Consider the following 17,925-nt stretch of genomic DNA (forward strand, 5'->3'; position numbering starts at 1 on the left):
CGTGGCCCGCACCGGCGAGCGCCGGCATCGTGTCCCACGTGGACACCGACCCCTCCAGCAACGTGGTGGTCTTCCAGCTGCGCCGCGGCCGCGACGAGCACGCGGCCGCCAGCGCGCCCACCATCGCGGACGACTGCGTGCGCCGGGCGTGGGACTCGGCGCGCTACCGGCACCACGCGCGGCCGGAGGACGTCGTGGCGCTGCACTCGGAGTGGGAGCCGTCGATCGCGGACAGCTTCTTCATCGAGACGACGTTCCCGAACGCGGCCGTGTACTACACGTTCCCGCGGCCGGACCCGGACCGCTGGGCGGAGGCGTTCGCGGCCGCGCGCGACCAGCTCGAGGCGGTCGCGACGCAGGGGTTCGCGGAGCGGGCCGAGCAGGTGGAACGGGACGGCGAGCTGCTGCCGATGCTGTGGAGCGCGTCGTCACCGCAGTTCGACCTGCTCGAGACGATGCCGCACCGCGCGGTGGTTCCCGGCCGGCTGTACGTGTCGCTGGCGATGGTCGGCCCGACGCGGGGCGGCGGGCTGGGCGTCAGTCACATGACGCACCACCAGCTGAGCCCGGCCGGCGCGTTCCCCGGCACGTTCGATGACCTGTTCGAGACTGCCCGCACGACGCTCACGACCGGGCTGCGGATGGAGGGCTACGACAACGGCGTGATCGACATGCACCGGGACGGCAGCCTGGCAGCGCCGGTGGTGTGCCTGCCGGACTTCCACGAGCAGCTGGCCCCGCTGGTCGGCGAGGACCGCTTCGTGGCGGCGATCCCCTGCCCGCAGCACGTGATCGTGGCGGCCGCGTCGTCCCCGCACGTGCGCACGATCCGCTCGATGGTGATGGAGTCGGACTACCCGTCCTCGGAGATGATCCCCTGCCTGCTCGGCGTCGACCGGCACGGCGTCTCCATCGTCGCGGAGCGCCGTTAGGTCGTGTCTCGTGGATCTTGGTCGATGGGATTCGTGATCCAGATGTCTCCTGGCAAGGCGGCGGTAGGTCGCGCATACCGGGTTGTATTCGGGCCTTCCGACAACGCGGCCAGGAGGCAGCTGGGCGCGAATACCACGATCCAAGATCCGCGAGACATGGCCTAGCCCATCGTGGTGGTGACCAGCCACGCCGGGTGGTCGGTGGTGCCCGACATGCTGATCGACCGGCCGCTCACGAAGGTCAGGCTCGTCGTGGCGAAGACGTGCTGGACGCTGCCATCGCCCTTGCGGTAGAAGCCCGAGCGGTTGCAGTCCTGCACGTTCGGGCTGCCCTGGTAGCGCAGGTTCATGTCGCCGGACACCACCACCGGGCCGTTCGCGGCGTAGCCCACCGCACGGGTCATCAGCTCGCGGCACTGGGCCAGCGCGGTCGTGCCGCTGCGCGCGGACAGATGGGTGGTGCAGGCACTCAGCCCGCCTGCCGGGATGCAGGCCCACACGCGCATCTCGTTGCTGTCGTCCTGGGCGGTGTAGCGGCCGGTGACGGCGGGGCCGCCGGCGAGTGCCGCGACGACCATGATGATGTTGCCGTACTGCTGGCCGTTGGTGCACAGCACCGGCGAGCCGTCCCGACGCTGCGCCGCCACGAACGCCGCTTGCGCGTCACCCATCGCCGCGCGCAGCCGGGCCACGTCGCCCGAGCACGCCTCGTTCACCGACAGGACCTGTGGCGTCGTCGACGAGATCACGGAGACCGCCTTCGCCATCACCGGCTCCGCGCCGGCGTAGCAGCCGGCCACACCGCTGTGGCAGATGTTGAGCTGCAGGACCTTGACGGTGGTGGCCGCTGTCGTTGTCGCCGTGCTGACCGGCGCGGTGGCCGCCGAGGCGGGCGGTGCGGCGAAACCAAGCAGGGCCAACGACATCGCGACGAGCCGGGTGAGGGTGCGCATCACATCACACAAGCAGACGGCGGTGAACAATGGCAAGATCCGGATTTGCCGGCGAGGAAGGGAGATCCAGTGGAGCGGACCGGTGCGGCGCAGGGCACGATCTCCGTTGCCGAGCCGCGACCATGAGGCGCCCGAACCCGGCACTGTGGCTGTGGTACCAGTACGGCGGCCGGCTCCCCGCCCGCTACCGGGACTGGGTCCTGCACGACGCCACGTGCCGCGGCTGGCTCGCCCGCGCGCTGCTGCGCACGTTCGTCGTGCTGGCGCCGATCTTCGTGGTGCTGCTGGTACTCCTGGGGCTCGTGGGCGGGAACTGGCCGGTCGCGCTGGGGTCGGTGCTGCTCGGGGTGCTGGTGAGCCTGCGGTTCGCGGTGACCAACGCGATGGAGAGCGTCGACGCGCGGCTCGTCCGGTACGGGTTCCCGCCGGGACACGCGACCGCGACGCGGCGCGCGAAAGACGCGGCGAAACATGCCGACGAGGCCGAGCGATACCGCCGCAAGTGGGGCCGATCCACCTGAACGAGGTCGCGCACTAGGCCATTCGCGGGGAGTTTCCGAAACTGAGCCACGCACGGCGACAAATCGTCAGCCTGACCGGGGAAAGACAGTGCGCCCAACCCGTCGCTAACGTCGATGTCACGTTCGCAACAGCGAAACGAAACCCCCACAGGTGGAGGTGCTCGTGATCATCATCGGGCTGGGTATCGGAATCTCCCTCTGCTGCGGCTGGTGGTACTGCCACTGAGGCAACACTGAGGAAACGGAGGAGGAAACCACCGAAACCGCTGGTCAGCCAACCACCATCCATCCAGTTTCAGTTGGTTAGTTGCGAATGGGCGTCCGGCCGTCGGACCGGGCGCCCACAACTCGCATCTCCATGAATCCCGCCGGTGCCTGATCGCCGGCCGCGGGACTCGTCGCGTGTTCGAACGCGATAACGGCAAAGGGCAATCTCGACAGAAGTAGAACCAGTTCGGAGTAGGAATGCTCGTGACAGTCTCCGACTGACGGCGGCTCCGCCCATGCCGCACGGTTCTGCGCGCGGAGACAAAAGTGGCGGGTGGGACTCAATACCGGGTGAGCGCGACGACCGGGATGGTGCGGCCGGCCTTCACCTCGTGGTCGGCGAAGAACGGGAACTTCTCCTTGATCTCCGCCCATTTCCGGTCGTGCTCGTCGCCGGTGAGCGTGGTGGCGGTGGCGGCGTACCGCTCGGCGCCGATCTCGACGGTGACGTCGGGGTGCGCGGCGAGGTTGCGGTACCAGTCCGGATGCGACGGCGCGCCGGCGTTGGAGGCGAGCACGAGGACGCTGTCCCCGTCCGAGACGAACATCATCGGCGTGGTGTGCTCGTGGCGGGTCCGCGCGCCGGTGGTGGTGAGCAGCAGCAGCCGGTCCCGGTGCATGCCCTCGATCTCGCCGCCGGCCCGGAACTGCTCGATCACCTTCCGGTTGATCTCCTTGGCGTCCACTACGGCTCCGTCCTCTCCGCGATGATGCCCATCCCGTCGGCCGAGCGTAACGGCCCGACGGCGGGTGACGCCGTGGTCCGCCAGGGATGCCGCGATCGTCCGGATCACCCGGTCCTCGCCGGTGGGGCCGGTGCCGTAGAGGATGTACAGGCGCCCGCCCTGGTGCAGCGCCCGGTGGAGCACGGCCAGCTCGCGGGCGTGGTCGCGGGTCCAGAACACGTTGACGTCGACGGAGAACGCCTTGTCCATGCCGGCGACCGCAGCCGATCTCCAGGATGTGCTCGCCGGGGCCCGGGTCGACGACCTCGACCCGCTCGACGGATGCGGGGCGGGATCACGAGCCGAACCAGCCCGCCACGTCCAGGCGCCACATGCCGTCCGGGGTGACCGTGCGCAGGGCCGACTCGATGTCGCGGACGCGGTTCGCGCCGAGGGTGCGCACCCACCGCGCACGCAGGTCGTCGAAGATCGCCGCCGAGCGGGCGAGTGCGTCGGCCCCCCGGGGGGTCAGGCGGATGAGCTTGCGCCGCGCATCGGCGTCGTCGCCCGCGCGTTCGACATAGCCGACCTTCGCCAGCCGGTCGGCGGTCTTGCCGGCGGCCTGCTTGGACACGCCGAGCCTGCGGCCGAGCTCGCTGGCGGTGGCGCCGTCGCGGCCGATCGCCTGGAGGGCGAACCCGTGCGCCGGGCGGGCGTCGGGGTGGCCCTGGCGGGCGAGCTCGGCGTGCAGCTGGTCGATGAGCGAGCGGAAACCCGCGAACAGCAGCAGGGGCAGCTCGAAGCCGGGAGCACCGTCCTTGCCAGATTCGACAACTCGGTTTACTATCTCGTCAACCATGTTGTCTAACTTACCGGAGTCTCATGTTCGTCGACCACACCGTCGAGTCCGCCCCGCCGGCCGCCCGCCGGACCCTGACCGCGACCGCCGCGCGGTTCGGCTACCTGCCGGCCGCGGTCGCCAGGTTGGCCGAGGCGCCGGAGGTGCTCGACGGCTTCCTGAAGCTGAGCGGTCTGTTCGAGACCACGACCCTCGATCCCCTCGCCCGCGAGACCCTGATCATGACGATCGCGACCCGCAACGGCTGCCACGTCTGCGTGGCCATGCACACGGCGAAGCTGCACGCACTCGACGCCGACCCCGCGCTGATCGCCGCGCTCCGCTCCGGCGTCCCACTGACCGACCCCCGCCTGGAGGTGCTTCGACTGTTCACTGTGGACGTTCTGGAGTCGGCAGGCGCGGTCGGCGACGAGCGCATGGCCGCGTTCCTGGCGGCCGGCTATACGCGGAGGCAGGCGCTGGAGGTGGTGCTGGGCATCGGGACCTACACACTGTCCACACTGGCCAACCGGATGACCGCCGCCCCACTGGACGAGCCCCTGGCCCCCTTCGCCTGGGACGAGGTCAGACCGGTGCCTGCCAGGTGAACAGGACCATCGGGTACTCCTCCATCGCGAAGGTGGCCTCCTCGCGCCAGCCGCCGCGGCGGTACATGCCGGCTGCCGGGGCCTCGGGGTGGGTGCAGAGCCACGCGGAGGGCCACCCGGTGACGAAGCGGGTGAGCAGTGAACGGCCGATGCCGCGGCGCTGGTGGGCCGGGTCGACCATCAGCTCGGCCACGATCAGCGCCGGGCCCACCAAGCGGCCGGCCACCGCGGGGGTGACCGCGGCGGCCAACGCGTCGTCGAAGCGGGAGCCCGAGGCCAGTTCGGGGCCGGCGGGCCAGCCGTAGATCGCACCGACCAGGTAGCCATCGTCCACCGCCAGCAGGCCGTCGAAGCCGCCGCGGCCCAGGTGCGCGGTCAGCCGGTCGGGGAAACCGGCGAGCCGCTCGGCCGACTCGCGCCACGGTGGCTCGGTGAAACAGCGCCGGTACAGGCTCTCGAGCTGGGTGGCGTGCCGGCCGAGCTGGATCGCGTCGGTGCGGCGCATGATGATGCCTCGGTGCACAAACAGCCAGGCTAACGCCGGCGGCTGATCAACGGTCGCCGCCCTTGTCGTCGCCCGGGCCGTCGTCACCACCGTGGCCGCCATGGTCGTCACCGTGGTCGTCACCGTGGTCGTCGTCACCACCGTGGTCGTCACCGGAGCCGTCGTGGCGGTCGCCGCCGTGGTCGTCGACCGTGGCGCTGGGCGTCGGCATGCCGGTGCGGTCGTCGTCGCGGCCGCCGCGGCGGCCGTCCTGCTCGATGCGGGTGATGTCGCCGGTCTCGGCGTCGACCCGGACGTCATAGGTCACGCCGTCCTTCGTGATCTCCACCTTCCACTCGGTGCGGCCGTGCTCGAGCTCGCGCTCGATCTCGTGCACGGTCCCGCCACCGAGCCGCTCGCGCACGATCCGGGCCGCGTCGTCCGGCGTCAGCTGACCGGTCGCGGCGGTCGGGGTGGCGGTGGAGGGGGACGTGGCGGCGGACGAGGTCGGGTCGAACGTCGTGCTCGTTGTCGGCTGGGCGCCGGCCGAGAGCGGATCGCCGCTCGCCGCCAGCGCGACCGCGGCACCGCCGGAGACCGCGATGGCCCCGGCCGCCGCGACGATGACCAGTGTCTTCCTGCTCATGACTCCCCCTCGCAGGCTCGGTCGAGCCCCTCGCGGTCGCCCTGTGGCATTGATTCGCTCGCAAGCTCGCTCATGACTCCCCCTCGCAGGCTCGGTCGAGCCCCTCGCGGTCGCCCTGTGACATTGATTCGCTCGCAAGCTCGCTCATGGTGAGTCCCTTCGGATCAGCTGCAAGGTCCTCACCACGGTGTCGCGACCCGGCCTAGCACCGCGCTGCCCGACGGTTAACGCGGCCCTAATGCACCCAGCTCGACGACGACGGTCAACCCGGGCGAACCCGGCTCCAGCCGCACCTCGCCGCCGGTGTGCTCGGCCGCGCGCCGCACGATGTCCAGGCCCAGCCCGCTGGACCCGGACCCACTGGCCCCGCGCCGCAACGCCCCGGTCGTGGACCCGGGCAGGCCGGGGCCCGCGTCGGCGACGACCAGGGTGGCGCCGCCGGGCCGGCCGGCGAGCCGCACGGCGAGCGCGGTCCCGTTCGGGGTGTGCGCGAACACGTTGCCCAGCAAGGCATCCACGCACGCCTCCAGGTCCACCCGGGCCAGCGGCACCGGCAGCGAGCCCGGTCCGATGTCGACGGTCAGCTCCCGGTCGGTGTCCTCGGCGAGCACCGACCAGAACGCCACCCGCTCGCGCACCACCTCGGCGGCGTCCACGGACGCGCCGGACGGGTCGGCGCCGCGCCTGCGGGCCTGCTGGATGACATCGGTGACCGCGCGGTTCACTGCATCCACCCCGACCACGATCCGCTCCGCGTCCGAAGAGGACAGCGACTCGGCGTCCATGCGCAGCGTGGTCAACGGGGTTCGCACCCGGTGCGACAGGTCCGCGATCGTCTCGCGCTCCTCGCGCAGCAGGTCGGTGATCCGCCCCGCCAGCCCGTTGAGCGCCCTCGCCACCACGCCCAGCTCGTCCGGCGCCGACACGTCGGCCCGCGCGGACAGCTCGCCCCCGCCGAGCCGGTGCGACACGGCCGCGAGGTCGATCGTCGAGCGGACCAGCGTGCGCGCCAACCGGTCGGCCACGACGAGCGAGACCACCAGCAGCGCCACCCCGAGCCCGGCCAGCAGCAGCCAGGCGCGGGTGACGCCGCGGGTGAGCTCGGCGTCCGGCACGAACGTCCGGATCACCGCGACCACCCGGCCGGGACCGCCGACGGCGAACACGATCTCGCGGCCGCCGGACACCTCGGCGGACTCGCTGCGCCCTCGCCAGGCGAGCTCGACGAGCGGCGACCGGTCCGCCTCGGCGCCGAACCGGGTGCCGTCCTCGAGGAACATCGTGACGTCGTACCCGGTGGCGGCGTCCACCTGCTGGACGGTCACCCCGAGCGCGTCCGGCGGGGTGGTCGCGACGAGCGAGGTCAGCGACTGCGCCCGCACGGTCGCGTTCTGCACGGCGCGGTCCGCGGCGACGTTCTTCACCAGCACGGCGAGCGGCACCAGGAACGCCACCAGCACGAGCAGCGTGGTGGCGGCGACGAGCAGCAGGACCCGGCGGCGCACGGGTCAGCCCTCCGGCGCCGCGAGCCGGACGCCGACCCCGCGCACGGCGTGCAGGTAGCGGGCCTGCTGCGCGGTCTCGCCGAGCTTGCGGCGCAACCACGACAGGTGCACGTCGACGGTCTTGTCCGCGCCGCCGTAGGGAAGCTGCCACACCTCGGTGAGCAGCTCGCGCTTGCTGACGACCTCCCCGGCCCGCGCGGCGAGGTAGTGCAGCAGGTCGAACTCGCGCGGGGTCAGCTCCAGCTCGCGACCGTCCAGGGACGCCTCGCGCGAGCGCGGGTCGACCCGCAGCCCGCCGACCTCGACCGCGGCGACCCGTTCGTCGTCGGCGCCGCGGCGCAGCACCGCCCGGATCCGCGCGTCGAGCTGCGCCACCCCGAACGGCTTGACCACGTAGTCGTCCGCGCCCGCGTCGAGCACCGCGACGATCTCGGTCTCGTCGTCGCGCGCGGTCGCCACGATCACCGGGACGTCGCTGACCCCGCGCAGCATCCGCAGCATCGCGGTGCCGTCGAGATCGGGCAGGCCCAGGTCGAGGATCACCACGTCCGGTCGCGCGCTGACCGCCTGCTCGAGCCCGGCCATCGCGGTCGGCGCGGAGAACACGGCGTGCCCGCGGTCGGTGAGCCCGCGGATGATCGACGAGCGGATCGTCGCGTCGTCCTCGACGACGAGTACCTGCGCCATGTGCACGAACCTAAGGCACGCCCGTCCGGATCCGCGTGCTCACCGGCTCCGCTATGGCTGCGTTAGGAGTCCCTTAACCCGGGTGCCGGGCATACTGCCGAGGTGACCAGGGTCCGATCCGTGCGCACCGCCACCGGGGTGGTGCTGTGGCTCGCCGCCGCGGCGGCCGCGACCGCGGTCGGCATGTTCGCGGTCGGCGCGATCGGCAACGACATCTTCGGCTCCGACCAGCAGCCGCTCAGCCAGTCCCAAGTGGACGAGCAGCTGGCCGGGTCGACCAGAACCCCGGCGGCGACCACGCCGCCGCCCTCGACCACCGCGTCGACGGGGCCGTCGACGCCACCGACGACCAGCGACCCGCCCACCCCGCAGGCCACCCCGGTGACCTCCGACGGCGGCACGGTGCTCGCCCGCTGCGCGCCCGGCGGCCTCGTCGACGTGCTCTCGGCCGTGCCGGCGCAGGGTTTCAGCGTCGACTCAGATGACGACGAGCTCGACGACCACCCGCAGATCAAGTTCGAGTCCGGCGAGCGGGAGATCGAGGTCCGGCTGCGCTGCGTCGGCGGCCGGATCGTCCCCGAGATCAAGCCGACGAGCTAGGCCATGTCTCGCGGATCTTGGGTCGTGGTATTCGCGCCCAGATGCCCCCTGGCCGCGTTGTCGGAAGGCCCGAATACAACCCGGTATGCGCGACCTTCCGCCGCCTTGCCAGGAGCCATCTGGATCACGAATCCCATCGACCAAGATCCACCAGACACGACCTAACCGACCTTCTCCTCGAGCCGGTCGAGGCGGTTGAGCACCGGTTGCAGCGCCGTGTCCACGGCGGCGTCCACGGCGGCCACCACGACGTTCGCCATCGGGGCCGTGCCGGCCTGCGCGGCCTGATGGTCCCGCAGGTGCACGTAGCCGGCGAGGGCCGCGCGCACCGCGTGCCGGGCGCCGCGCAGCTCCACGCCCAGACCGCGCAGCACCTGACCCGCGGCGCCGGCCGGCTCGGCGACAAGACCCAGCAGCAGGTGTTCGCAGCCGACATAGTTGTGCCCCAACGAGATCGCCTCGGTGACGGTGAGCTCGAGCGCGCCCGCCGCGGTACGGCTCATGCGGTCCGCCGAGCCGCCCTCGTCCGGCGACTCGACCCGGCCGAGCTCGCGCAGCACGGTCGCCGGGTCGACCTCGATCGAGGGAAGTACGAGCAGCGCCATGTTCGCGCCCTCGGTGACCATGCCGAGCAGCAGGTCCCGGGTGCCGATCTCGGCCGCGCCGCGCTCGCGCGCGTTGGCGATCGCGAGCTTGATGACATCCCGCGAGCGCTGGGTGAACTGGGTGAGCCCGGCGGTCGGGTCCGCGCCGGTCAGGTCGCCCGTCACCGCCGCACGGATGGCGCTCACCCGCTTCACCGCCAGCTCCAGGGCGCGCTGACAGATGGCGGAGACCGGCACCCCGATGTCCTTGACGGCCTCGGCGAGGTCGTCGGGGAGGTAGACGTTGATTTTTGGCATGCCCCCATATATACCCCCATATGGGGTTAGATGACAACGCGCGCCTGAACGGGGATGTCGGTGAGCAGGCCGCGGCGGTCCAGCTCGGGCCGCACGCCCTCGCCGAACCAGTAGGCCTCCTCCAGGTGCGGGTAGCCGGAGAAGATGCCACGGCAGCAGCCGGGGCTGCTGGGAAGGCGACCGACACGGCGCCGCGCACGGTCGCGGTGCCCTCGACCGCGGTGTCCAGGCCGGCGAGAACCCGCAGCAGCGTGGACTTCCCGAAGCCGCCGCGGCCGAGCAGCGCGACGAACTCGCCCGGCCGGCGGACCCACCACCTCCGTGCGGTCGAGTAGTTCCATTGTGGACACTGCGGGTTCCCAAGGAGTGCCGACGAGGGCCGGTATGGCGGCCCTCCCGTCGTGCGGGCAGGGTTCAGCGGCACGACGGCGTTGCCGTGCAAGGGAGATCAGTGACAGGGAGACGTCAGGGCCGCGCTCAGCGCGGACAGGCCTGGGTGCCGATCCGGACGAAGTCGATGTGACGCCGCTTGGTCAGGACTACCTCGATGGTCACCACTGCATCGCAACAGAACCGCGCGCCGACCGTCAACGGTCGGTTGCAACCGTCCATTCCTTGGAGCAGGCGCTCAGCCCGCGGCCGCCGCCCAAGCCTGGTACTCGGTGTCGCCGTCGGGTGTGGCCGTGATGACGGCGTCCAGCAGGGTGCGGGCGGAGGTCAGCTCGTCGATGGCGGCGGTGATCCGGGCGCGTTCCTTGTCGAGGTGAGGAACCAGCTCCGGGCAGCTGGGCGCGAGGCCCGCGCCGGCCTCGATCTCGACCATGCACGGCAGGACCTCGGCGATGAGCGTGGTGGACAGCCCCGCGGCGAGCAGGATACGAACGTGCCGCACGGTGTCCACATCGGACTCCACGTACACCCGGTAGCCGCTCGGCCGGCGCCGCGGGCGCAGCAGGCCCCGCTCCTCGTAGTAGCGCAGCGACCGCTCGCTGACCCCGGTCCGCCGGGCGAGCTCTCCGATGCGCATCCATGCCCCCTCGCGGGTTGACCCTCACGCTGATGTCAAGGTTTAGCTTAGCCCCCATGACGACCAAGACCGCCGTGACCGTGCTCGGCCTCGGCCCGATGGGCCACGCGCTGGCCAGCACCTTCCTGACCGCGGGCCACCCGACGACCGTGTGGAACCGCTCCCCCGCCAAGGCCGGCGACCTCGTCGCGCGCGGGGCGATCCGGGCGGCGACCCCCGCCGACGCGGCCGCCGCGAGCGACGTCGTGGTGGCGTGCGTGCTCGACTACGCCGCCGCGCGTGAGGTCTTCGCCGCCGCCGCGCCCGCGTTGGGTGGCCGGTCGCTGGTGCACCTGACCTCCGGCTCGCCGGACTCGGCGCGCTCGCTCGCCGACTGGGCGACCGGGCACGGGGTCACCTATGTGGACGGCGCGATCCTCACCCCGACGTTCACGATCGGCACGCCGGACGCGGTGTTCCTGTTCAGTGGCCAGGAGGAACCGCCGGCGGCCATGGCGTCGCTGGGCGGCTCGACCACCTATCTCGGGCCCGACCCGGGCCGGGCGGCCGCGTACGACGTGGCGCTGCTGGACATCTTCTGGACATCGGTCGCCGGGATGACGCACGGGTTCGCCATGGCCCGCGCGGAGAACATCACCGCCACCGAGCTGGCACCGTTCGCGAAGGGCATCGGCAGCCTGCTGCCGCTGGTGATCGACAACCACGCGTGCCGGGTCGACCAGGGCCGCCACGACGGCGACCACTCGACGATCGCCTCGGCGGTGGCCGGCATGTCGCACATCATCGAGTCCGCGGACGCGCGCGGGATCACCGTCGAGACGATGCGGGCCGCGCGGTCGGTGGCGCTGCGGGCCGTCGAGGCCGGGCACGGTTCCGACGGCCTGTCGCGGCTGACCGAGCTCCTCGGCCCGCGGACCACCGGAACGGCGCAGCGGTAGCCCGGAGCCGGTCGCGCAGCTCGTCGACCCGGCATTCGCCGGCGTGGACCGGATCTGTCTGCTCCCGGTGGAAGAGACTGCGGCGGACGTGCTCGCCCGCGCGGTGGCCGCCGGGGTGCGGCGGGTGATCGACCTGTCCGCCGCGTCGGTCACCGCCGGCCCGCACTCGATCACCTGAGACTGGCGGCGATGATCCGCGCACACTGCATCGGCTCGGTATGCGTCGTGTCCACCTCCAGGTCGTACACCACGCCCTGGTGAACCACGTCTGCCTGGGATACGGCCATTCCGGTGATCCGATCGCCCCGTGCAACCTCGCGGGCCGCGGCAACACCGCCCTCGCACCTGACACCGACCCAGCGCACGTCAAGTCCGCCAAGAGCCTTCTGCCACCGCTGCTGGGACGCCGCTCCACCGAGGAAGACCTCATCAACGATGACCCCGGCGCCCGCGCGGGCCATCGCCGCGACCCCCTCGATCCACGCCGCTTCCAGCGACCGGAACTCCGCCCCGACGATCACCTCGCCGTCCGGAGCGAACTCGATCCCCGCATCCGATGCCCTCATGGACGCGGGCATCGCGTCGATCAGTGTGTCGACCCCGAAAGCCAGCCATGGATCTGGCAGGACCGCCTGCAGACACCGGGCGATCCCGGACTTCCCAGAACTGGAACCACCATTGAGAACGATCACCTGAGCCGCCACCGCGCCACAGTAGAGGCACCGCGACAACGCTCGAAACAGCATTCGGCGGACGCCGCCCCGCTGCCGCGCCAACCCGGTGAACCCATCCGGCCACAGCACTGGACCCGGGCTGTCTCGGCGGCCGCGCGGTGTATCAAGTGCCACATCGCTGGACGCTCGCGCATGGTTCGCTCCCGGTTAGGCTCGCCTAAGAACTGGGAGGACCGTCGTGCGTGAGCTCACCGGAGGCCGCCTGCTGCGCCGGTCGGTCGGGCGGCACCGCGGCCGGATGACCGCGGGTGTGCTGTTGCTCTCCGGCCACCAGTCGGCCGAGGCGCTGGTGCCGGTGCTGATCGGGGTGATCATCGACCGGGCGGTGGCCACCGGCGAGGTCGTGCCGCTGCTGGCGTGGGTGCTCGTGCTCGGTGTGCTGTTCACCTCGCTGACCACGTTCTGGCGATGGGGCGCGCGGCACCTGATGACCGCGATGCAGCACGAGATGCACCAGCTGCGCCCGGCCCTGCTGGCGATCGCCGACCGCGTGGTGGTGCTGGACGCGGGCCGGATCGTGGCGACCGGCACCCACGCCGACCTGGCCGCGACCGACGACCGCTACCGCGAGGCGGTACTGCGATGACCGCGCCCGTCGCCGGCCTCGTGCGGCGGCCTCGTGCGGCGGAGCCGCCGCGATGACCGACCTCCTGCCCATCGCCACGTCGCGGCGGACCTGGGCCGCGCTCTGGGCCGAGGTCCGGCGGCTGCCCTGGCTCGGCGTCGCCACCGCGGTCAGCGCCGTCGGGGCGAGTGCGGGCGGGCTCGTCGCGCCATGGGTGCTCGGCGACATGATCGACGACATCGCCACCGGCGGGGACCACGGCGACGTCATGGCGGCCGCCGCGGTGATCGCGGTCGCCGCGCTCGCCACGGGGTTGCTCACCGGGGTGTCCGCGACACTTCTGTCCCGGCTCGGCGAGACCGTCCTCGCCCGGCTCCGCGAGCGGGTGCTCGACCGGACCTTGCACCTGCCCGCCGCCACCCTGGACAAGGTCAGCCCCGGCGATCTCCTGTCCCGCGTCGGCGACGACGTCTCGGTGGTCACCACCGCGCTCGTCACCACGGGCCCGCAGCTCGTGTCCGCCGTGCTGACGATCGTGCTCACCGGCGGCGGCATGTTCGCACTCGACTGGCGGCTCGGCCTCGCGGGCCTGCTCGCCGGGCCGATGTACGTCCTGGCCGTCCGCTGGTACCTCCCCCGCTCCGGCCCGTTCTACGCCCGCGAGCGCGTCGCGATCGGCGAGCGCGCGCAGGCCATGGTCAGCTCGCTGCAGGCCGGCCCGACCGTACGCGCTTACAGGCTGGAGGAAGCGCATACAGCGGCCATCAACGACCGGTCTCGCGCCGCCATGGACCTGTCCATCGGCGTGTTCCGGATCTTCACCCGCCTCGTCGCGCGGATGAACCGGGCGGAGTTCGTGGGTCTCGCCGCCATCCTCGTCACCGGGTTCCTGCTGGTCCGCGCGGACATCGTCTCGGTGGGCGCGACCACCGCGGCCGCGCTGTACTTCCACCGGCTGTTCAACCCGGTCGGCGCGGTGGTCATCGAGTTCGACGAGATCCAGTCGGCCGGCGCGAGCCTCGCCCGGCTCGTCGGCGTCGCCCAGCTCGACCGGCCGCGCCCGCCGGAGACCACGAGCGAGCCGACCGACCGCGGGCTCGAGCTGAAGGGCGTCAGCCACCGCTACGACGACGGGCCGCTGGTCCTCGCCGACGTTACGGTCCGGATCGAGCCCGGCGAGCGGCTGGCCGTCGTCGGTGCGACCGGGGCCGGCAAGTCGACGCTCGCCGGTATCGCCGCGGGTCTGCTCGACCCGGTCGGGGGCGTCGTCCGCGTCGGCGGCGTGCCGGTCCGCGAGCTGGACCGCCGGCACATCGCCATGCTCAGCCAGGAGGTGCACGTCTTCTCCGGCCCGCTGGTCGCCGACCTCCGGCTGGCGAAGGCCGACGCGTCCGAGGCGGAGGTCCGGGCGGCACTCGAGACCGTCGGCGCGACGCACTGGGTCCGCGCGCTGCCGGCCGAGCTGGACACGGTCGTCGGCGAGAGCGCGCACCGGCTCACCGCGGCCCAGGCGCAGCAGGTGGCGCTGGCCCGGCTGGTGCTCGCCGACCCGACCGTCGCGATCCTCGACGAAGCCACCGCCGAGGCCGGGAGCGCGGGTGCCCGCGAGCTGGAGCGGGCCGCGCTGGCCGCGACCGCCGGGCGGACGACGTTGATCGTCGCGCACCGGCTGACCCAGGCCGAGCTCGCCGACCGGGTGCTGGTGCTCGACGGCGGCCGCGTGGTCGAGACGGGCGCGCACGCCGACCTGGTGCGGGCGGGCGGGCGGTACGCGGAGTTGTGGCGTAGCTGGACCGGGGCCGGCACAGCGAGTTAACTCCTTGCTGCCGCCCGACACGCCGGGTAGTTTTGGTCAGCTGAATGCGCTTACACGAGGGACGGTTACTGGGTGAGTGCCCCCACGGTCTATGACGTCGCCGAACGCGCACAGGTATCCATCGCGACCGTGTCCCGCGTGTACCGCAACCCGGACACGGTGCGTGCGCAGACCCGCGAGCGTGTGCTGGCGGTCGCGCGCGAGCTCGGGTACGTGCCCAGCGGCAACGCGCGTGGCCTGGCCAGCCGCAGCACCGGCGTGCTCGGCCTGTGCTTTCCCGACTACGCCGACCCCGAGGTCGACAACCCCGACGACCCCGACAGCCCGGACACCGACGACCCCGAGCACATGCTCTACGCCGACGAGATCACCCGCGGCATGGAGCGCGCGGCCCGGCGGCACGGCTACGCGCTGCTGATCGCCGCGTCGCTGGCCGGTGGCCCGGAGAGCCTGGTGGCGAAGGTCGCCGGCCGGGTCGACGGGTTCGCCGTGCTGGCCCGCACCGTGCCGACCGACGACCTCGAGGTCATCTCCCGGCGGCTGCCGATCGTGATGATCGCGGGCCCGCGCGAGATCGACCACCTCGACCACCTGGAGGTCGCCAACGCCGACGGCGAGCGCGACCTGACCACGCACCTGATCGCCGACCACGGCCTGACCCGGCTCGCGTTCGTCGGCGGCAGCACCGACTCACCGGACGCGGCGGCCCGCTTCCTCGGTTTCCAGCGGGCGTTGCGCGCGGCCGGCCTCCCGGTCCCCGCCGAGCCGGACACCCGGGGCAACTTCACCCAGGCCGACGGCCGGTCCGCGGCGGAGCGCCTGCTCCACGGGTACGGCCCGCCGCCGCAGGCGCTGGTGTGCGCGAACGACCAGATGGCGGTCGGCACGTTGCAGGCACTGGAGCGGCGCAGGATCCTGGTGCCGGAGGACATGGCGGTGGTCGGCTTCGACGGGATCCCGCTGGGCCGCGTGGTCCGCCCCAGCCTGACGACGGTGAGCCAGCCGATGCGCCGCCTGGGCCAGACGGCGGTGGACCTGCTGGTGGAACGCTTGGGAGACCCGGACCGCGAACCCCGCTCGGTACTGCTCCCGGTCACCCAGACCCGCCGCCGAAGCTGCGGCTGCCCCTGACCCCGCGCCCCCACCCCCCCGCGAGTCCAACCCCCAGAACCCGCGAGTCCAACGTTCCGGACCCGCGAGTCCAACCCTCCGGACCTCCGTGTCCAACGTTCCGGACATCGGACCAGGTGCGCGAACGTTGGACTCGCGGGTCGCGAGCGTTGGACTCGCGGGGGTTCGTGCGGGCGCGGGGGCGGGGCGGCTTGGTTGCGGGAGGGTTGGCGGGGCACCTACTGTATGCGCTTACAGCAAGCGCTTACAGCAAGGGGGCGTAGTGACCGACACCAGCGCGCGGCGGGACTGGGAGCAGCGCATCGGCATGCCCAGTGACGAGCGGCTCACCGGCATCGGCGAGCTGGCCCCGCCGCAGGACCTGGTCGCCGAGGCCGGCACCGGGCTCGTGCGACTGGACTGGCGGCCGGTCGACGGCGCGCTCGGCTACCTCGTGCACCGGGCCAGCACCCAGGACGGCCCGTTCGAACCGCTCGACCACCTCGGCGGCGACGTGCTCGCGGTACCGCACCCGCCCTACGCCGACACGATGGTCGAGCCGGGCGCGACCTACCACTACCGGGTGGCCACGTGGAGCGACAGCGGTGCAGGGTCGCTGTCGACGACCGCGTCGGCCACCCCCCAGCCGGCGGGTCCGGCGCAGGCGCGGGTGGTCGTGTCGGTCGACGCGACCACGGCGCCGGCCCCGCTGCCCGACGTCTGGCGCCGGATGATCGGTGCCGAGCACTTCTCCCTGCTGGTCTGGGACCGGCCCGGCCCCGGCGGCTCGGACGTCGCCGCCGAGTACGCCGAGGCGCTGCGGATCATGCGCGACGAGATCGGCGTGCGGACCGTCCGCGCCCACGGCACGTTCCTGCCCGAGACGGTCACCGTGCGCGAGGACGGCGGCTTCGACTTCGCCGGGTTGGACGAGGTCTACGACCGGTTCCTCGAGTCCGGGCTCAAGCCGGTGGTCGAGCTGTCGTTCATGCCGCTCGCGCTGTGCGCCGACCCCGAGTACACCGTCTTCGAGTACAAGGCCGCGGTGTCGGTGCCGAAGGACTGGGACCGCTGGGGCGACCTCGTCCGCGCCCTGACCGTGCACCTGCGCGAGCGCTACGGCGCCGACGAGGTGGCCACCTGGGAGTTCGAGGTCTGGAACGAGGCCAACCTCGAGGTCTTCTGGAACGGCACCCAGGAGGACTACCACCGGCTCTACGAGGTCGCGGCCCGCGCGGTGAAGAGCGTCGACGAGCGGATCCCGGTCGGCGGCCCGTCCTCGGCGGCGGCCAGCTGGGTGGGCGCGCTGCTGGAGCACTGCCTGGCGGGCGACGTGCCGGTCGACTTCGTGTCGACGCACACCTACGGCAACGCGCCGCTGGACATGCGGCCGCTCACCCGCTCGTTCGCCAAGGCCACCGGCAAGGCGGAGCCGGAGATCCTCTGGACCGAGTGGGGCGTCACGCCGACGCACTTCCACCGGGTCAACGACACCGTGTTCGCCGCGCCGTTCGTGCTGCGCGGCATGAAGAGCGCGATCGCCACGACGGACTGCCTGTCCTACTGGGTCGCGTCCGACCAGTTCGAGGAGCTCGGCTGGCCGCCGCGGCTGCTGCACGGCGGGTTCGGCCTGCTGACCGTCGGCAACCTGCGCAAGCCCCGGTTCTGGGCGCTCGCGATGCTGTCCGCGCTGGCCGGCGGGCGGATCCCGGCGACCCTCACCGGCGACGGCGCCGAGGCGATGGTCGAGGCGCTGGCCACGGCCACCGGTTCGACGGTGGACGTGCTGGTGTGGAACGGAACCCTGGATCAGTCCAAAATAGACGGTGCGGCGATACTGGACCGGACGGTGTCGGTCGAGGTGTCCGGACTGACGCCCGGCAGGTACGAGGTGAGCTCGACCCGGGTCGACGCCGAGCACGGCAACATCCAGCGGGTGTGGCAGGAACTTGGCGGCGCCGAGTGGCCGGACGGCCGGCAGTGGGACGCGCTGCGCGCCGCCGACACACTGCCGATCGAGTACCTTGCGGACGTGGAGGTCGGCGCGGACGCCACCGCGTCGGTCACCGTCGAGATCCCCATGCCGGGCATCCGGTCGCTGCGACTGACCCGGCGCTGACGAGCGAG

Annotated in this window: 19 protein-coding genes and 1 pseudogene; 9 read left to right on the forward strand and 11 right to left on the reverse strand. The window is 72.3% G+C overall.

What is annotated here, in order from left to right; translation table 11 throughout:
• Positions 1-38 precede the first annotated feature (38 nt).
• Positions 39-932 (forward strand): hypothetical protein, encoded by an 894-nt coding sequence (locus tag GEV28_RS05580; protein ID WP_291409268.1) that lies wholly within the window; start codon positions 39-41, stop codon positions 930-932.
• 161 nt (positions 933-1,093) lie between these two features.
• On the opposite strand, the gene GEV28_RS05585 is transcribed toward GEV28_RS05580, so the two are convergent.
• Positions 1,094-1,885: an endonuclease/exonuclease/phosphatase family protein gene (locus tag GEV28_RS05585; RefSeq protein ID WP_291409270.1), complete on the reverse strand. Its 792-nt coding sequence runs from the start codon at positions 1,883-1,885 to the stop codon at positions 1,094-1,096.
• A 122-nt stretch (positions 1,886-2,007) separates the two neighbouring features.
• On the opposite strand from GEV28_RS05585, the gene GEV28_RS05590 reads away from it, so the two are divergent.
• On the forward strand, positions 2,008-2,406 hold the full coding sequence (locus GEV28_RS05590) for a DUF5313 family protein (RefSeq protein WP_291409272.1): 399 nt from the start codon (positions 2,008-2,010) through the stop codon (positions 2,404-2,406).
• A 548-nt stretch (positions 2,407-2,954) separates the two neighbouring features.
• Here GEV28_RS05590 and GEV28_RS42165 read toward each other — a convergent pair.
• On the reverse strand, positions 2,955-3,608 hold the full coding sequence (locus tag GEV28_RS42165; protein WP_367115037.1) for a nitroreductase/quinone reductase family protein: 654 nt from the start codon (positions 3,606-3,608) through the stop codon (positions 2,955-2,957).
• Positions 3,609-3,693: 85 nt separating this feature from the next.
• Positions 3,694-4,197 (reverse strand): MarR family transcriptional regulator, encoded by a 504-nt coding sequence (locus GEV28_RS05600; protein WP_291409274.1) that lies wholly within the window; start codon positions 4,195-4,197, stop codon positions 3,694-3,696.
• A 23-nt stretch (positions 4,198-4,220) separates the two neighbouring features.
• Here GEV28_RS05600 and GEV28_RS05605 point away from each other — a divergent pair, with 23 nt between their 5' ends.
• Entirely contained in the window at positions 4,221-4,784 is a 564-nt protein-coding gene (locus tag GEV28_RS05605) for a carboxymuconolactone decarboxylase family protein (RefSeq protein ID WP_291409275.1), read from the forward strand.
• On the opposite strand, the gene GEV28_RS05610 is transcribed toward GEV28_RS05605, so the two are convergent.
• The 4 genes from GEV28_RS05610 to GEV28_RS05625 form a co-directional block, all read right to left on the reverse strand.
• Positions 4,762-5,307 carry a GNAT family N-acetyltransferase gene (locus GEV28_RS05610; protein WP_291409277.1) on the reverse strand — a complete coding sequence of 182 codons (546 nt, stop codon included), beginning with the start codon at positions 5,305-5,307 and terminating at the stop codon, positions 4,762-4,764. The two genes, GEV28_RS05605 and GEV28_RS05610, sit on opposite strands and share 23 nt — an antisense overlap.
• 28 nt (positions 5,308-5,335) lie before the next feature.
• Entirely contained in the window at positions 5,336-5,914 is a 579-nt protein-coding gene (locus GEV28_RS05615; protein WP_291409279.1) for a PepSY domain-containing protein, read from the reverse strand.
• 224 nt (positions 5,915-6,138) lie between these two features.
• Complete coding sequence (locus GEV28_RS05620; protein WP_291409281.1) at positions 6,139-7,419, reverse strand: HAMP domain-containing sensor histidine kinase; 1,281 nt, start codon at positions 7,417-7,419, stop codon at positions 6,139-6,141.
• Positions 7,420-7,422: 3 nt separating this feature from the next.
• Positions 7,423-8,106, reverse strand: coding sequence for a response regulator transcription factor (locus GEV28_RS05625; RefSeq protein ID WP_291409283.1), 684 nt, complete (start codon positions 8,104-8,106; stop codon positions 7,423-7,425).
• A 102-nt stretch (positions 8,107-8,208) separates the two neighbouring features.
• On the opposite strand from GEV28_RS05625, the gene GEV28_RS05630 reads away from it, so the two are divergent.
• Complete coding sequence (locus tag GEV28_RS05630) at positions 8,209-8,706, forward strand: hypothetical protein (RefSeq protein ID WP_291409285.1); 498 nt, start codon at positions 8,209-8,211, stop codon at positions 8,704-8,706.
• A gap of 161 nt (positions 8,707-8,867) precedes the next feature.
• Here the strand turns inward: GEV28_RS05630 and GEV28_RS05635 are convergent, their stop codons facing one another.
• The 3 genes and pseudogenes from GEV28_RS05635 to GEV28_RS05645 all read right to left on the reverse strand — a co-directional run bounded on the left by GEV28_RS05635 (position 8,868) and on the right by GEV28_RS05645 (position 10,635).
• Positions 8,868-9,608, reverse strand: coding sequence for a Clp protease N-terminal domain-containing protein (locus GEV28_RS05635; protein ID WP_291409348.1), 741 nt, complete (start codon positions 9,606-9,608; stop codon positions 8,868-8,870).
• Positions 9,609-9,755: 147 nt separating this feature from the next.
• Positions 9,756-9,906 (reverse strand): annotated as a pseudogene (locus tag GEV28_RS05640) (ATP-binding cassette domain-containing protein); the annotation flags it as partial.
• A 330-nt stretch (positions 9,907-10,236) separates the two neighbouring features.
• Positions 10,237-10,635 carry a MerR family transcriptional regulator gene (locus GEV28_RS05645; protein ID WP_291409287.1) on the reverse strand — a complete coding sequence of 133 codons (399 nt, stop codon included), beginning with the start codon at positions 10,633-10,635 and terminating at the stop codon, positions 10,237-10,239.
• 56 nt (positions 10,636-10,691) lie between these two features.
• On the opposite strand from GEV28_RS05645, the gene GEV28_RS05650 reads away from it, so the two are divergent.
• Positions 10,692-11,573: an NAD(P)-binding domain-containing protein gene (locus GEV28_RS05650; RefSeq protein WP_291409289.1), complete on the forward strand. Its 882-nt coding sequence runs from the start codon at positions 10,692-10,694 to the stop codon at positions 11,571-11,573.
• A gap of 170 nt (positions 11,574-11,743) precedes the next feature.
• Here the strand turns inward: GEV28_RS05650 and cpt are convergent, their stop codons facing one another.
• Positions 11,744-12,277, reverse strand: a complete 534-nt coding sequence (gene cpt, locus GEV28_RS05655; RefSeq protein ID WP_291409291.1) for a chloramphenicol phosphotransferase CPT — start codon at positions 12,275-12,277, stop codon at positions 11,744-11,746.
• Between the two features lie 208 nt (positions 12,278-12,485).
• Between cpt and GEV28_RS05660 the strand changes: the two genes are divergently transcribed.
• The 4 genes from GEV28_RS05660 to GEV28_RS05675 all read left to right on the forward strand — a co-directional run bounded on the left by GEV28_RS05660 (position 12,486) and on the right by GEV28_RS05675 (position 17,917).
• Positions 12,486-12,893 carry a hypothetical protein gene (locus tag GEV28_RS05660; protein ID WP_291409293.1) on the forward strand — a complete coding sequence of 136 codons (408 nt, stop codon included), beginning with the start codon at positions 12,486-12,488 and terminating at the stop codon, positions 12,891-12,893.
• Positions 12,894-12,945: 52 nt separating this feature from the next.
• The gene (locus GEV28_RS05665; RefSeq protein WP_291409294.1) at positions 12,946-14,688 is read left to right on the forward strand and encodes an ABC transporter ATP-binding protein; all 1,743 of its coding nucleotides are present in this window, start codon (positions 12,946-12,948) and stop codon (positions 14,686-14,688) included.
• Between the two features lie 72 nt (positions 14,689-14,760).
• On the forward strand, positions 14,761-15,819 hold the full coding sequence (locus GEV28_RS05670; protein ID WP_291409296.1) for a LacI family DNA-binding transcriptional regulator: 1,059 nt from the start codon (positions 14,761-14,763) through the stop codon (positions 15,817-15,819).
• Between the two features lie 262 nt (positions 15,820-16,081).
• Entirely contained in the window at positions 16,082-17,917 is a 1,836-nt protein-coding gene (locus GEV28_RS05675) for a hypothetical protein (protein ID WP_291409298.1), read from the forward strand.
• Positions 17,918-17,925 lie beyond the last annotated feature (8 nt).

The sequence above is a fragment of the Actinophytocola sp. genome (assembly GCF_009379765.1).
Lineage (GTDB): Bacteria > Actinomycetota > Actinomycetes > Mycobacteriales > Pseudonocardiaceae > Actinophytocola.